Annotated in this window: 14 protein-coding genes and 1 tRNA gene; 7 read left to right on the forward strand and 8 right to left on the reverse strand. The window is 62.9% G+C overall.

Annotated features, from left to right (window positions below; translation table 11 throughout):
• The first annotated feature begins 69 nt into the window (after positions 1–69).
• Both CHR90_RS16670 and CHR90_RS16675 read left to right on the forward strand, forming a co-directional pair.
• Positions 70–159 (forward strand) — tRNA-Ser (locus CHR90_RS16670).
• A gap of 94 nt (positions 160–253) precedes the next feature.
• Positions 254–754, forward strand: a complete 501-nt coding sequence (locus tag CHR90_RS16675) for a hypothetical protein (RefSeq protein WP_094410262.1) — start codon at positions 254–256, stop codon at positions 752–754.
• On the opposite strand, the gene CHR90_RS16680 is transcribed toward CHR90_RS16675, so the two are convergent.
• Positions 751–2,166: a cytochrome P450 gene (locus CHR90_RS16680; RefSeq protein WP_094410263.1), complete on the reverse strand. Its 1,416-nt coding sequence runs from the start codon at positions 2,164–2,166 to the stop codon at positions 751–753. The two genes, CHR90_RS16675 and CHR90_RS16680, sit on opposite strands and share 4 nt — an antisense overlap.
• Here CHR90_RS16680 and CHR90_RS16685 point away from each other — a divergent pair.
• Positions 2,165–3,157 (forward strand): helix-turn-helix domain-containing protein, encoded by a 993-nt coding sequence (locus CHR90_RS16685; RefSeq protein ID WP_212668717.1) that lies wholly within the window; start codon positions 2,165–2,167, stop codon positions 3,155–3,157. The genes CHR90_RS16680 and CHR90_RS16685 overlap by 2 nt on opposite strands.
• On the opposite strand, the gene CHR90_RS16690 is transcribed toward CHR90_RS16685, so the two are convergent.
• Positions 3,154–4,359, reverse strand: coding sequence for an MFS transporter (locus tag CHR90_RS16690; RefSeq protein ID WP_094410264.1), 1,206 nt, complete (start codon positions 4,357–4,359; stop codon positions 3,154–3,156). The two genes, CHR90_RS16685 and CHR90_RS16690, sit on opposite strands and share 4 nt — an antisense overlap.
• Before the next feature lie 49 nt (positions 4,360–4,408).
• Positions 4,409–5,020, reverse strand: a complete 612-nt coding sequence (locus CHR90_RS16695; RefSeq protein ID WP_094410265.1) for a TetR/AcrR family transcriptional regulator — start codon at positions 5,018–5,020, stop codon at positions 4,409–4,411.
• A 298-nt stretch (positions 5,021–5,318) separates the two neighbouring features.
• Here CHR90_RS16695 and CHR90_RS16700 point away from each other — a divergent pair, with 298 nt between their 5' ends.
• The 3 genes from CHR90_RS16700 to fghA all read left to right on the forward strand — a co-directional run bounded on the left by CHR90_RS16700 (position 5,319) and on the right by fghA (position 7,829).
• On the forward strand, positions 5,319–5,786 hold the full coding sequence (locus CHR90_RS16700; RefSeq protein ID WP_094410266.1) for a GNAT family N-acetyltransferase: 468 nt from the start codon (positions 5,319–5,321) through the stop codon (positions 5,784–5,786).
• Between the two features lie 85 nt (positions 5,787–5,871).
• The gene (locus CHR90_RS16705; RefSeq protein WP_094410267.1) at positions 5,872–6,984 is read left to right on the forward strand and encodes an S-(hydroxymethyl)glutathione dehydrogenase/class III alcohol dehydrogenase; all 1,113 of its coding nucleotides are present in this window, start codon (positions 5,872–5,874) and stop codon (positions 6,982–6,984) included.
• The gene (gene fghA / locus CHR90_RS16710; RefSeq protein WP_094410268.1) at positions 6,984–7,829 is read left to right on the forward strand and encodes an S-formylglutathione hydrolase; all 846 of its coding nucleotides are present in this window, start codon (positions 6,984–6,986) and stop codon (positions 7,827–7,829) included. Before CHR90_RS16705 ends, fghA begins: the two co-directional genes overlap by 1 nt.
• 55 nt (positions 7,830–7,884) lie before the next feature.
• Here the strand turns inward: fghA and CHR90_RS16715 are convergent, their stop codons facing one another.
• Entirely contained in the window at positions 7,885–9,222 is a 1,338-nt protein-coding gene (locus CHR90_RS16715; RefSeq protein ID WP_094410269.1) for a dicarboxylate/amino acid:cation symporter, read from the reverse strand.
• A gap of 271 nt (positions 9,223–9,493) precedes the next feature.
• Here CHR90_RS16715 and CHR90_RS16720 point away from each other — a divergent pair, with 271 nt between their 5' ends.
• A complete protein-coding gene (locus CHR90_RS16720; RefSeq protein ID WP_094410270.1) occupies positions 9,494–10,045 on the forward strand; it encodes an isochorismatase family protein in 552 nt (183 codons plus the stop codon).
• A gap of 9 nt (positions 10,046–10,054) precedes the next feature.
• On the opposite strand, the gene CHR90_RS16725 is transcribed toward CHR90_RS16720, so the two are convergent.
• The 4 genes from CHR90_RS16725 to phnF form a co-directional block, all read right to left on the reverse strand.
• Complete coding sequence (locus tag CHR90_RS16725) at positions 10,055–10,378, reverse strand: type II toxin-antitoxin system HicB family antitoxin (protein WP_170941449.1); 324 nt, start codon at positions 10,376–10,378, stop codon at positions 10,055–10,057.
• Complete coding sequence (locus CHR90_RS16730) at positions 10,368–10,643, reverse strand: toxin HicA (protein WP_094410272.1); 276 nt, start codon at positions 10,641–10,643, stop codon at positions 10,368–10,370. Before CHR90_RS16730 ends, CHR90_RS16725 begins: the two co-directional genes overlap by 11 nt.
• A 165-nt stretch (positions 10,644–10,808) precedes the next feature.
• The gene (locus tag CHR90_RS16735) at positions 10,809–11,477 is read right to left on the reverse strand and encodes an OmpW/AlkL family protein (RefSeq protein WP_094410273.1); all 669 of its coding nucleotides are present in this window, start codon (positions 11,475–11,477) and stop codon (positions 10,809–10,811) included.
• 133 nt (positions 11,478–11,610) lie between these two features.
• On the reverse strand, positions 11,611–12,321 hold the full coding sequence (gene phnF / locus CHR90_RS16740) for a phosphonate metabolism transcriptional regulator PhnF (RefSeq protein ID WP_170941450.1): 711 nt from the start codon (positions 12,319–12,321) through the stop codon (positions 11,611–11,613).
• Positions 12,322–12,381 lie beyond the last annotated feature (60 nt).

Here is a 12,381-nt window from a genome sequence, read left to right on the forward strand (position 1 = left end):
CCCGCCGTTCCCGCTAATCATCCGCGCCACAACACGCGCTTCCCATCTGCCAGGGATGTAGCGTCATGCGGATGGGTGGCAGAGCGGTTGATTGCACCGCACTCGAAATGCGGCATACCTTCACGGGTATCGGGGGTTCAAATCCCTCCCCATCCGCCACTTACCTAAAATACAAAATCAGCGATGCCATAGTAAGGCCACAGGCTTGCCAATAGGCTATTATCCCGAGTGGCTTGGGATGAGATAGTACCTGATGAAAACTGTGTTGCGCCGCCTAGCCGCCGTTCTGATCGGTGTGCTGGTTCTGCTGGAAGAACTGGCCTGGGGGCTGCTCGATGCCCTGCGCCGGGCGGTGGAAACGGTTGTTCCCTTCGATACCCTGCGGGCATGGCTGCGGCGGCGGTCGCGCTGGCAGGCGTTGGGGCTGTTTTCGGTTCTGCTGGCGCTGGCGGAAGGCAGTAAGGTCGCTGCCCTCGCCCTCATCGGCACCGGTAAGCTGCTGCTGGGCCTGGCCGTTCTGGTTCTGTTGAAAATGATCGGCGGGGTCATTCTCGTCACGCTCTGGCAGGAATGCCGCGACCGGCTACTGGAATTCACCCTGATCGCCCGCGCCCATCGGATTATTCTGGCCTGGAAGGCGCGGGTTCACGCTTGGCTGGACCGACAGACGTGGTGGCAATCGGTCCGTGGAACACTTCGGTCCCTGAAGGACAGAGTGCGCGGCTGGCTTGGGGTTCGGCGCCGCGCGGGTTAGGCCCGGCGGGTCAGCGACAGCATAAGCGGCGTTTGCGGGCGCAGCGAGACGTTAAAGATGGGGCGCGGCGGCGCCATCCCCGTCGGGACCGATAGGTCGAAGCGCTGCAGGATCATCGCGGCGATCACCGTCATTTCGGTCACGGCAAGCCGCTGCCCCAAACACACGCGCGGGCCTGCCCCAAACGGCAGATAGGCGCCGCGCGGAATATCGGGCGCATCGGGGGCGAAGCGGTCCGGCTTAAAGGCCAAAGGATCCGGGAACCAGCGCGCATCCTGCTGCATCGCATGGACGGGGATCAAAAAGAGTGTGCGCGCGGGAAACACCCACGTGCCGAGGGGTATCGGCGCCCGCGCCCGCCGCGCCAACAACATAGGGGCCGCCGGATAAAGCCGCAGGGTTTCGTGCAGGGTTTGCGTCAAGAAGGGTAGATTGGCCAGCTTTGCCGCCGTGGGCGGTTGATCGCCTAAGGCTGCCCCTACCTCTGCCCGCGCCGTGGCCTGGATCTCAGGATGCGCCGCGAGGCACCACGCCCACCAGGTCAGAGTCGCGGCAACCGTTTCGTGCCCCGCCACAAAGGCCGTCATACATTCATCGCGCACGGCCCGAAGCGGCCAAGCCCCCGGCTGGTCGCGGTGCAGGGTCAATAGGTGAGACAGAAGATCGGGCGGCCAAGCGTCGGGCGCCTGGGTTAGCCGCGACTGCACATGACGGTCGATCAAGCCGGTTAGCACGTTAAACGCCCGGCGCTTGGCCGCTTTCCACGGCAGCCAGTCCGGCAGGCTGACCGGCCAATAGAATTCCTTATTGGCTTCGGCCGACACAGTGTGAACCGCCTCTGCGGCAGCGGCGGTCTCCTCCCCCGCTGGGCTCGAAAACATCAGGCGCAGGATCACATCCATCGTCAGCGCCGTGACAGCGCGCTCAATCGGCCACAGCGCTTGCCGCTGCGGCCAAGCCTGCACCCCCGCCGCAACCGTTGCTGCAATGGTCGGAACAAAATCCTGTGCCGCGCGGGGGGAGAAGCTGGGCTGCAAGGCCTGCCGCTTGGCTTTCCAGGCTTCGCCTTCCGACGTGAAAACGCTCTGGCCGTGGAGTTGCTCAAAAACCCGCGTTCCCCGCTCCCAGCGGATCAAACGATCATGGTGGGTGACCAATAGCGCGCGGACCAACTCGGGGTCGGTCACGACGATCTCATGCTCCGGCCATAGGCGCAGATGATAAACATCGCCATAGGTTTGCTGCCAGCCCGCCAAGGCGCCCAAGAGGTCGCGGGCCATGCGCGCCATCAGCCCCCAGCCGGTCAAACCGCTCGGCGGCCCGGGGGGCCAACCGGTGTTAACGGGGCCGGTGGCGGGGGGCGCACTCGGCGCCGAGGGGCGGGGGCAGGCAGCCGGAGAGGTCTTATCCATGGCCAGGAGCTTTCTCGATCCTGCGGCCCCTGTCTTGAACGGAAACGACATCGACAGGCCCGGCGCGCTGACCTATACCGCGCTTATGGTGATGCCGCCGACCTGCCCCGATCCGCTAGCCCGCGCGCCGCGCGCAACAACAGGCGTGGTCGAGCGGCTCTATCCGACGCCGCCCGCCTTGCAGGGGGCTATCGTCGCGATCCTATGCCGCGATACGCGGACGGCGGCCTTGAGCGATGCACAGCGCCTGACCCATTTTCCGGCAACGCCGCTGGTTACCCTAAGCTGGTTCCACGGGATCGATGCCGGTCTGGTCGAGCGCGGCCCTGTCTGGCGCCGCTTTCCGTCCGATCTGCTGTTGGCCGGAAGCCATTTTCATCCCGTAGTCACCTGGGCACCAAAGACCGGGCGTGGCGGCTTTGCCTGCCTAACCGCCGATACCGCCAGGGCGCTGTTCGGGATCGACAGTGCCGCCCTTCAGGACCGCATTCTGCCTGCCGACGCGGTCCTTGGACCGGATTGGATGCCTTTCCTGACCGACCTGCGTAACGCCCCCGACGACGCGGCGGTTCTGGCGGCACTGGCAACCCATCTCGCCCCGCGCTGGCACGCCGTGCAGGGCCGCACGTCCACCGCGCCAACCCTGCGCCAGTTGGGACGCCATTGGGTCGCCCGCCTAGCAATACAAGCGCGTGACTGGCGGCGGCAGTGCAGCCCCCGGCAAGTGGAGCGCCGAATCAAAACGCTCAGCGGTCGCTCGTTGCGCGATTGGCAAGGCTTGGTGCGGACAGAAGGCGTTTTCTTTTCCGCCCGCGAGCGGTTTGACCGGGGCGAGCCGCCCGATTGGGCGGCCCTTGCGGTGGAAGAAGGCTTTTCCGATCAAGCCCATCTGACGCGCGCCGTGAAACGCATTACCGGCTTCGCCCCAGGGGAATTTTCTGCCCGCTTTATTGCCGACGAGAGTTTCTGGGCCTATCGGCTTTGGGTTTAGCCCCGGCGTTCGGTCATCCAATACAGGAGCGCGGCAATCGGCAGAGCCATCCCGGCCCAGGAAGCCCAGGCCCAACCGCCGTGGGCAAAAGCCCAGCCGCCCGCCGCCGACCCGATGGCGCCGCCCGCAAAGAAGGTCGCCATATAAAGGCCGTTCAAGCGGCTGCGCGATTCGGCCCCCAGCGCAAAAATCGCCCGCTGCCCCAGCACGATGTTCACCGTTGCCCCGAAATCCAGCAGGATCGCCGCCGCAACGAATAGGCCGAGCGAAAGGGTTGAGCCTTCCGGCACCAGATGGGTCACGAGGAACGCGCTAGCACCGAGGATCATCGCCCCTGCGGTCGCCGGGCGGCTCCAGCCCCGATCCGCAAGGCGCCCGGCAATCGGTGCCGCCACCGTCCCCGCCGCCCCCGCGAGGGCAAACAAGGCGATACCGCTTTGCGATAGACTGAAGGCAGGCCCGGCCAGCACCAGCGGCGTCACCGTCCAGAACAGGCTGAAGGCCCCGAACAGCGCCGCCTGATACAGCGCCCGCCGCTGCAAGATCGGCGTATGCAGCGCGAGATGCCCGAGGGAGGCGAGAAGATCGCCATAGCGCAGGGCCGATTGTGGCCGCCGCTGCGGCAGCGCCTTCGCCAGAACCAGAGCGAGCAGCCCCATCACCAGGGTCGACAGGAAGAAAACCGCCCGCCACGACAGAATATCGGCAATGAAGCTCGATACCGGACGGGCCAGCATGATCCCAGCCATCAGCCCGCTCATGACATTGCCGACCACCTGCCCGCGCGCGGCTTCCGGCGCCATATGGGCGGCAAAGGGCACGATGATCTGCACGGCGACCGACGCCAAACCGATCAGCAGCGCGGCTGCCAGAAAAGCGCTGGCCGTCGGCGCTAACCCGGCGGCGATCAGGGCGAGCGCCGCCATGCCGATCATCGTTAGGATCAGGCGGCGGTTTTCTAGCAGATCGCCCAAAGGCACGATCAGCAGCAGCCCCAGGCCGTAGCCGATCTGCGTCAAGGTGACGATCAGCCCCGTCGCTTCCGGCGACAGGCCCAGACTGGCGCGGATCGGCCCGGCGAGCGGTTGAGCGTAATAGAGGTTGGCGGCGATCAGCCCGCAGGCTGCCGCCAGCAAAAAGGTCATCCAGGCGGAAATCGTCCGGGGATCATCGGCGGTTGCCGCAGCGTCAGGCGAGGTCATGGCAGGCTCCGTATTTAGGAAACGGTCGTTTCCAAATTAAGCGAAAAAATCAGTCCAACATCCGCAAGGCGGCATCCACCGCTGCGACCATTTCCTCCCGCGTTCGCCCGGTCTTGCCGACGATCCGCATTCCCTTCATCAGACACAGCAACGCCCGCGCCACCCCTTCGACCGGAACCGAGGGCGCGACCGACCCATCATCCTGCCCGCGCTGGATGAGCAGGCGCAGAAAGGCTTCGTCATTCGCCATCGAAAAGCGCACCCGGTCCGCCACATCGGCTTCGGAGGTGGAAAGCTCCACCGCGCAGCCGATAATCAGGCAACCTTGCCGCCCTTCGAACCCGTGGGAGCTTTCGGCGTAGAACAGCAGCGCGTTGCGCATCTGCTCCCGCCCCGTCGCCCCTTCCGCCACCAAGGCTTCGAACGCCGTGCGGCGCTGCGCCTTGAAGCGGTCGAACACGGCGATGAACACGGCCTTCTTATCCTTGAAGGCTTTATACAGGCTGCCCTGCGCTACCCCCATCGCCCGCGTAAGGTCGGTGATCGAGGTTGCATGATAGCCCCGCGCACTAAAAACCCGCGCGGCCTTATCCAAGGCGGCTTCGATATCGAATTCGCGCGGGCGCCCACGCGGGGCAGCGGTAAGCGTTGAAACCACCATGCCCCACAATGGGAAACGATCATTTCCGAATCAAGCGGTTTTTTCTATTCCCCGGAAGACCTCTCAGGCTGGGATTGCCATTGACAATCGAGCGATCCTGGGCCGCACTATCGGCATGACCTTTCTTCGTCTTCTTTCGTCGCAACGACGTCGACGCTCCGATCACCTGCGGGGCGATAGAAGGCATTTGACGGTCACCCAGCGCGAGACCCCTTAAGGGTCAGCCGCCTGATCCCAAAGCATCAATCCCCGCCACCTCCCGGTCGGCGGGTTTTTTTTTATCTGCGGAGATACGATCATGACGTCCCTCATCGCTCCTGCCCTGCGGTGCGCTGAACCGGCCGATGCCGCCGCCATCCAAACCCTGGTGCGCGCCGCCTATGCGCAATGGGTGCCGATGCTGGGGCGCGAACCGATGCCGATGCGGGTGGATTACGCGCAGGCGCTAAAGGCCCATCGCTTCGATCTGCTCGTTGACGGTGCCTCCCTCCTCGGGGTTCTCGAAACCGAGATCAGGGATGATCACCTGTGGATCGAAAATATCGCCATCCACCCAGACCAGCAGGGGCACGGTCTGGGGCGGCGGCGGCTCACCCTGGCAGAAACCTTGGCCGGCGCGGCAGGATGCGAGGAAATCCGCCTGCTGACCAATGGCGTCTTCAAAGCCAACATCGCCCTCTACGAAAAGGTCGGCTACGCCATTACCGGGCGCGAGGCCTTCATGGGCGGCACGACGATTTATATGACAAAAACGCTCTGTACGTGACGCCCGGCTAAACGGACATTGCGGCAGCCAAACGCCGCCTTTACCCTGCCGGGGCATTTTTTGTTTCGCCAAAGGATATGAGCCAATGAAATCCCGTGCCGCCGTTGCCTGGGCCGCCAATAAGCCGCTGACCATCGAAACCATCGAAATCGGCGGGCCGAAGCCGGGCGAAGTGCTGGTGGAAATCATGGCGACCGGCGTTTGCCATACCGATGCTTACACCCTGTCGGGCCTCGACTCCGAAGGCAAGTTCCCGGCGATCCTGGGGCACGAGGGCGCGGGCATCGTCCGGGAAATCGGTGCGGGCGTCACCTCGGTGAAAGTCGGCGATCACGTCATCCCGCTCTATACGCCGGAATGCCGCCAGTGCAAAACCTGCCTGTCGCAGCGCTCCAACCTCTGTACCTCGATCCGGGGAACCCAGGGCCAAGGGCTGATGCCGGACCGGACGACGCGCTTTTCCTGCGAGAAAAGCGAGATTTTCCATTACATGGGCTGTTCCACCTTCTCCAACTTCACCGTGCTGCCGGAGATCGCCGTGGCGAAAGTGCGGGAAGACGCGCCCTTCGATAAGATTTGCTACATCGGTTGCGGGGTCACCACCGGCATCGGCGCGGTGATCTATACGGCGAAAGTGTGGGCCGGGGCGAATGTCGTGGTCTTCGGCTTGGGCGGTATCGGCCTCAACGTCTTGCAGGCCGCGCGTATGGTCGGGGCGGATAAGATCATCGGCGTTGATCTCAATCCGGCGAAAGTCGAAATGGCCAAGAAGTTCGGCATGACCCATTTCATCAACCCGGACGACGTGGGCCGCGATAAGGTGGTGGAAGCCATCGTCGATTTGACCGGCGGCGGGGCCGATTTCTCCTTCGAATGTATCGGCAATGTCCACACCATGCGGCAAGCGCTGGAATGCTGCCACCGCGGCTGGGGGGAAAGCATCATCATCGGTGTCGCCCCGTCGGGCACCGAAATTTCCACCCGCCCCTTCCAACTGGTCACGGGCCGCGTCTGGAAAGGCTCGGCCTTCGGCGGCGCACGCGGGCGTACCGATGTGCCGAAGATCGTCGATTGGTACATGGACGGGAAGATCGACATCGACAGTCTGATCACCCACACCATGCCGCTCGACGACATCAACACCGCCTTCGACCTGATGCATGAAGGCAAGTCGATCCGCTCGGTGGTGGTCTACTAATGACCTTAGAAATCGTCTCCCAGGCCAAATGCTTCGGCGGCACCCAGGCCACCTATCAACACGCCTCCACGGCGACGGGGACGGCGATGCGCCTCGCCGTCTTCACCCCGCCGCAAGCCGCGCACGGCCCGGTGCCGGTCCTCTGGTTTCTGTCGGGCCTAACCTGTACCGAGGAGAATTTTACCGTGAAGGCCGGGGCGCAGCGCCTCGCCGCCGAGCTTGGGGTAATGCTGGTCGCGCCCGACACCTCGCCGCGCGGCGAGGGCGTGCCGGACGATGCCGATAAGGCCTATGACTTCGGCCTCGGCGCGGGTTTCTACGTCGATGCGACCGAAGCCCCTTGGGCGCAGCACTACCGCATGCGCACCTATCTGGAACAGGAACTCCCCGCCTTAATCAGCTCGACCCTGCCCGCCGATATGACCCGCCAAGGCATTACCGGCCATTCGATGGGCGGGCACGGCGCGCTGACAATCGCTTTGCGCTCGCCCGCCCGCTTCCGTTCCGTCTCTGCCTTCGCACCCATCGTCTCGCCGATGAATTGCCCGTGGGGGGAGAAAGCCCTGACCGGCTACCTCGGCCCGGATCGCACCGCTTGGCGCGCCTACGACGCCTGCGCCTTAATCGAGGATGGCGCGCGGGTGCCGGATATTCTGGTCGATCAAGGCAGCGCCGACAGTTTCCTAACGACACAGTTAAAGCCAGAACTGCTGGAAGCCGCCTGCGCCACCGCAGGCCAACCGCTGACCCTGCGGCGGCAGGACGGCTACGACCATTCCTATTTCTTCATCGCCAGCTTTATCGCCGACCATCTGGCGTGGCATGCGGAGCGGCTGCTGCGCTAGCAACACAAAAGAGGCGCCGATCTGGCGCCCCTTCCGATGATTGGTGGCGATAAGTTCAGCCCTTCGCTGGGGTCTCCGCCCCCGTCGTCAGGGCCGTTTCGATGTCCGACGGGTCGATGTTCCGGGACAGGGCTTTGTTCAGCTTGTCGCGGTCCAACTCGCCTTCCCACCAGGCAACGGCGACCGTGGCGATGCCATTGCCGCAGAGATTGGTAATAGCGCGGCATTCGCTCATGAATTTATCGATGCCGAAGACGATGGCCATGCCGGGCACCAGTTCCGGGCGCACGGCGGCCAGGGTTGCCGCCAGGGTGATGAAGCCCGCGCCGGTAATACCGCTGGCGCCTTTGGAGGTCAGCATCGCCACCGCCAGAATGGTGAGCTGTTCGCCGAAGCTAAGGTGAACACCCATCGCCTGCGCCACAAACAGGGTCGCCAGCGTCATATAGATATTCGTGCCGTCGAGGTTGAAGGAATAACCCGTGGGCACGACGAGGCCGACAACCGATTTGGAGCAGCCGAGGCGTTCCAGCTTTTCCATCAACTGCGGCAGCGCGCTTTCGGAGGAGGAGGTGCCGAGCACGATCAGCAACTCGTCCTTGATGTAGCCAAGGAAGCGGAAAATGCTGAAGCCGAGCAAGCGGGCGATGATCCCCAGTACGACGAAGACAAACAGCGCCGCCGTGACATAGAAGGTCGCAATCAAGCCCAAGAGATTACCCAGCGCCGCCGGGCCGTATTTGCCGATGGTGAAGGCCATCGCGCCGAAAGCGCCGATGGGGGCGGCTTTCATGATGATGGCGATAACGCCGAAGACCGCCTGCGACGCATCGTCGATGAAGCCGCGCATCGTCTTGCCGCGCTCGCCCAGGAACATCAGCGCAAAGCCGAACAGAATGGCGGCCAGCAGCACTTGCAGCACATCGCCCTTGGCGAAGGCGCCGATCAGCGAGTCGGGGATAATGCCCATCACGAAATCGATGGTCTTCATTTCGCCGGCCTGCTTGGCAAAACCCGCCACCGCCGCCGCATCGGCCTTACCACCGGAAAAGCCAACGCCGGGGGCGACGACATTGCCGACGATCAGCCCGAGCACGAGGGCGAAGGTGGAGACGATTTCGAAATAAATCAGGGCTTTCACCCCGACGCGGCCGACCTTGCTCGAATCCTGCACATGGGCAATGCCCGAAACAACGGTGCAGAAAATGATCGGCGCGATCATCATTTTAATGAGCTTCACGAACCCGTCGCCCATCGCCTTCACCCAGGGGTTCTGGGCGATATCGGGGGCGGCAATGCCGACCAACACCCCGATCAGGATGGCGAACAGCACTTGAATGTAAAGCTGACGATAAAAAGGTTTCCGCGCCGGAAGCGCATTTGCAAGAGCCATTTGAGGTTTCTCCCATCCTCGAAGCTTATGATCGGGACACCGGAATATCCTTGGCACCCCGAAATTGGCCCGACTCTGGCAGGATTAAGGCACAGTTCTATTGTGGACATCCGCAGAACTGGGAGACAACTTGCCTCACTGTGGAAAACCCTGATGGGATATTTACCAGGGACTTGCAGCAATTGTTCACCGCCCCTACCGGGACGGTAGGCCTTGCCCGCGACCGGCCTTTGCGCTCTGGTAGGGTTCCCGCCCTGCTGGAGAGACCTGCATGCCCCGCGCCGCCCTGCTGCTGATCGATTTTCAGAATGCCGTTTTCGAACCGCCCGCCGCGAAGGCTGAGGATGCCGACGCGATTCTGGGCCACCTCACCCGCCTGCAAGCCGCCGCCCGCGCTGCTGGGGTGCCGGTCGTCATGGTTCAGCATGAAGAAGCAGGCGGCGAATGGGAACGCGGCACCGATACCTGGGCGTGGCCCGCCGCTATCGCCCCGCAACCCGGCGATCACCTAATTTCAAAGGAGAGCTGCGACGCTTTCCGCGATACCGAGCTTGCCGCCGTGCTGGCCAAGCTGGGCGTGACCGATCTTTATGTGTGTGGTTATGCGACCGAATTCTGCCTCGATACCAGCATCCGCCGCGCCGCCAGCGACGGGTTTCGCGTCAAGGTCATTGCCGACGCCCAAACCACCCGCAACCGCCCGCACCTGTCCGCCGCCGCGCTCCGTCAGCATCACCTGTGGGTGTGGGAGAACATGAGCGTGAAGGATAATCCGATTGGGATTACCGAGACGGCGGCAGTGATCGGGGCGTGGAAGGGGTAAGGGGCGCCCCTACCCCAGCAGCTTGCTGTTCACCAAGCGGTTCAGGGAAACCTGGGCTTCCGCCGCTTCAATCGTCAGGCGACGGTGAATTTCGGGCGTCGTCCGAACCTGGAACTTGCCGGAAAAAGGCCGTAACGAGATCGGCTGCGGAACCGCCTCCCCCGCTGCAGTCATGTCGGCCACGGTCTCCCGCACCAGTTTTCGGATGCCGCGAAACGCCGCGTCCTCATCCTCATCTAGCCAAGAAAGGCTAGGGAACTCGACACAAGTCCCGATAAATTCCGCGTCTTCTGCCGACCAACCGATGCGATAGGTATAAGGATCAGCCACCATGATCCGGCTCCTTACTCTGGGCCAATAATCGCTCTAGTGCCGCAAGAACCTGTTTAACCTGATAGGCCTTTGCCTTCCCATCTTTTCCCCGTTGAATATTCACGCGCGGATCCCCCTGCCACGGCATTTTAAAGACACAATGGGCTGTTCCATTTTGGCGCGGAGCCCCAAAATAATACTCGCAAACCTTTTTGACATCCTCATACCGAATAGCCTGCGGCGTATGACGCATTTGGCTGACAAGAGCATGGATTGCTTTGGACATTGAGCCACGCCCTCAGTCAAACGATATCAATATTAATACCATATGTTTTCCTGCCAAGCCTACTGAAATGATCCGCCCCATAAAAAAGCCCGCCCCCGAGTGTCTCGGGGACGGGCAGCGACCCTGCCTAGGGATAGGGATCAGATCGGCTGGGTATTCAATCGCTTAGAACTTATAGCCAAGCCCGATACCAACGATCCACGGGTCGATATCGACCTTCGCGGTCGTCGGGATCGCCTTGGCGGCAGAGACATGGGCGGTGGTCTTCAGGAAGATCTTCTTCACATCGAGGTTGGCGTACCAATTGCCGCCCACATTGACATCAACCCCCGCCTGCAGCGCATAGCCGAAGTTATCGTCATAGCGGATGCCCGAATGCTGGGAGCCGTTCTTGGCATCGTAGAAGATCGTGTAGTTGATCCCAGCGCCGACATAGGGGTTGATCCGCTCGGTCGGCAGGAAGTGCCATTGCGCCGTCAGGGTCGGCGGCAGCAGACGCACGGTGCCGAGATGCGTATCGCCGACGATGGAGCTCTTATCGGTCACGCTATGGCGCGTCGTTCCGGCAATCAGTTCCAGCGAAAAGTTCGGCGTGAAGAAATAAGAGAAATCGACTTCCGGGATAAAGTCATTGCTGATATCGACCTTACCGCCAACGGGGGCGCTGACCTTGCTCGATACATCCGGCAGCACGCCGAGGCCGCGCACACGCACCAGGAAGTCACCCGTCTTGAAGGTGCCCGGCTGGGCATCCTGCGCCTGGGCAGTCGATGCGAGCAGAAGCGCGCCGAGCGCAGCGGCAGCCGTTTTGGCGAAAATCGATTTGGTCGCCATTATGAACCCCTTTTGGTGTTTTAAAAGCCTATGAGCCGCCCGTACCTGCGCCTCGATAGGGGGCAGCATATCCCTGTTTTTTTTAGGGGCATTGACCTGCATCAACGGCAGGGGGCGCGGGCTAGGCCTGCGGTTATTCGTCGCGCTCGACCGTCAAGGTCACCGTATCCGCCGACAGCCGGGCATGATTGACGCTGATCGGGCGGCCCAGCGGGTCGCAGTCGATCCCCCAGGTTACCAAGAGGGGGCGCCCCCGTCGCAGCCCCAGGGCCTTGGCCTCAGTCGGCGTTGTCAGGCGGGCGGTGATCCGCGTTTCCGCCCGGGTATAATCAGCCAGCCCTCCCGCGCGCAGGGCCTGCGTCACCGATCCCAAACGCAGAAAATCCGGCCCCAGATCGGGAAAGCGGTCGGCGGGCAGGAAATGTTCGTTGAGGGTCACGGGCTTGCCGTCAATCCGGGTCAGGTAGTTTAGGCGCCACACCTCGGCCGCCTGGGTCAACCGCAAGGCCTTGACTACAGCGCGCGGGGCTGCAACCCGGTCGGCCGTCATCGCCTCCCGCTGCGGATGATGGCCCTGGCGCCGCAGATTATCGGTCAGGCGCGTGCGCGGGCCAACGCGATATTCAAGCCCCGTATCGCGCAAAAAGACACCCCGGCCCTGGTGCGAGACGACCAAGCCCAAATCGGCCAGATGCCCCACGGCCTGACGGACCGTATGGCGGTTAACGGCAAACCGCGCTGCCAATTGGGCTTCGGTCGGCAGCCGTCCAGCGGGGGCAAACCTGCCGTCGCGAATATCCTCTTGCAAGGCTGCCGCGATCTTCTGCCATACTGCCTGCCGCACCCTGGTCGCTCCCCCCGGATTGATCTGGCCCGTGCCGGTTCCGTTACCCGAGGTTATCGA

This window comes from Elstera cyanobacteriorum (genome assembly GCF_002251735.1).
Lineage (GTDB): Bacteria > Pseudomonadota > Alphaproteobacteria > Elsterales > Elsteraceae > Elstera > Elstera cyanobacteriorum.

What these genes read in the sequence shown, in the direction of transcription:
- CHR90_RS16675 (WP_094410262.1), top strand. Translation starts at nt 254, where the DNA reads ATGAAAACTGTGTTGCGCCGCCTAGCCGCCGTTCTGATCGGTGTGCTG.
- CHR90_RS16685 (WP_212668717.1), top strand. Translation starts at nt 2,165, where the DNA reads ATGGCCAGGAGCTTTCTCGATCCTGCGGCCCCTGTCTTGAACGGAAAC.
- CHR90_RS16680 (WP_094410263.1), bottom strand. Translation starts at nt 2,166, where the DNA reads ATGGATAAGACCTCTCCGGCTGCCTGCCCCCGCCCCTCGGCGCCGAGT.
- CHR90_RS16690 (WP_094410264.1), bottom strand. Translation starts at nt 4,359, where the DNA reads ATGACCTCGCCTGACGCTGCGGCAACCGCCGATGATCCCCGGACGATT.
- CHR90_RS16695 (WP_094410265.1), bottom strand. Translation starts at nt 5,020, where the DNA reads ATGGTGGTTTCAACGCTTACCGCTGCCCCGCGTGGGCGCCCGCGCGAA.
- CHR90_RS16700 (WP_094410266.1), top strand. Translation starts at nt 5,319, where the DNA reads ATGACGTCCCTCATCGCTCCTGCCCTGCGGTGCGCTGAACCGGCCGAT.
- CHR90_RS16705 (WP_094410267.1), top strand. Translation starts at nt 5,872, where the DNA reads ATGAAATCCCGTGCCGCCGTTGCCTGGGCCGCCAATAAGCCGCTGACC.
- fghA (WP_094410268.1), top strand. Translation starts at nt 6,984, where the DNA reads ATGACCTTAGAAATCGTCTCCCAGGCCAAATGCTTCGGCGGCACCCAG.
- CHR90_RS16715 (WP_094410269.1), bottom strand. Translation starts at nt 9,222, where the DNA reads ATGGCTCTTGCAAATGCGCTTCCGGCGCGGAAACCTTTTTATCGTCAG.
- CHR90_RS16720 (WP_094410270.1), top strand. Translation starts at nt 9,494, where the DNA reads ATGCCCCGCGCCGCCCTGCTGCTGATCGATTTTCAGAATGCCGTTTTC.
- CHR90_RS16725 (WP_170941449.1), bottom strand. Translation starts at nt 10,378, where the DNA reads ATGGTGGCTGATCCTTATACCTATCGCATCGGTTGGTCGGCAGAAGAC.
- CHR90_RS16730 (WP_094410272.1), bottom strand. Translation starts at nt 10,643, where the DNA reads ATGTCCAAAGCAATCCATGCTCTTGTCAGCCAAATGCGTCATACGCCG.
- CHR90_RS16735 (WP_094410273.1), bottom strand. Translation starts at nt 11,477, where the DNA reads ATGGCGACCAAATCGATTTTCGCCAAAACGGCTGCCGCTGCGCTCGGC.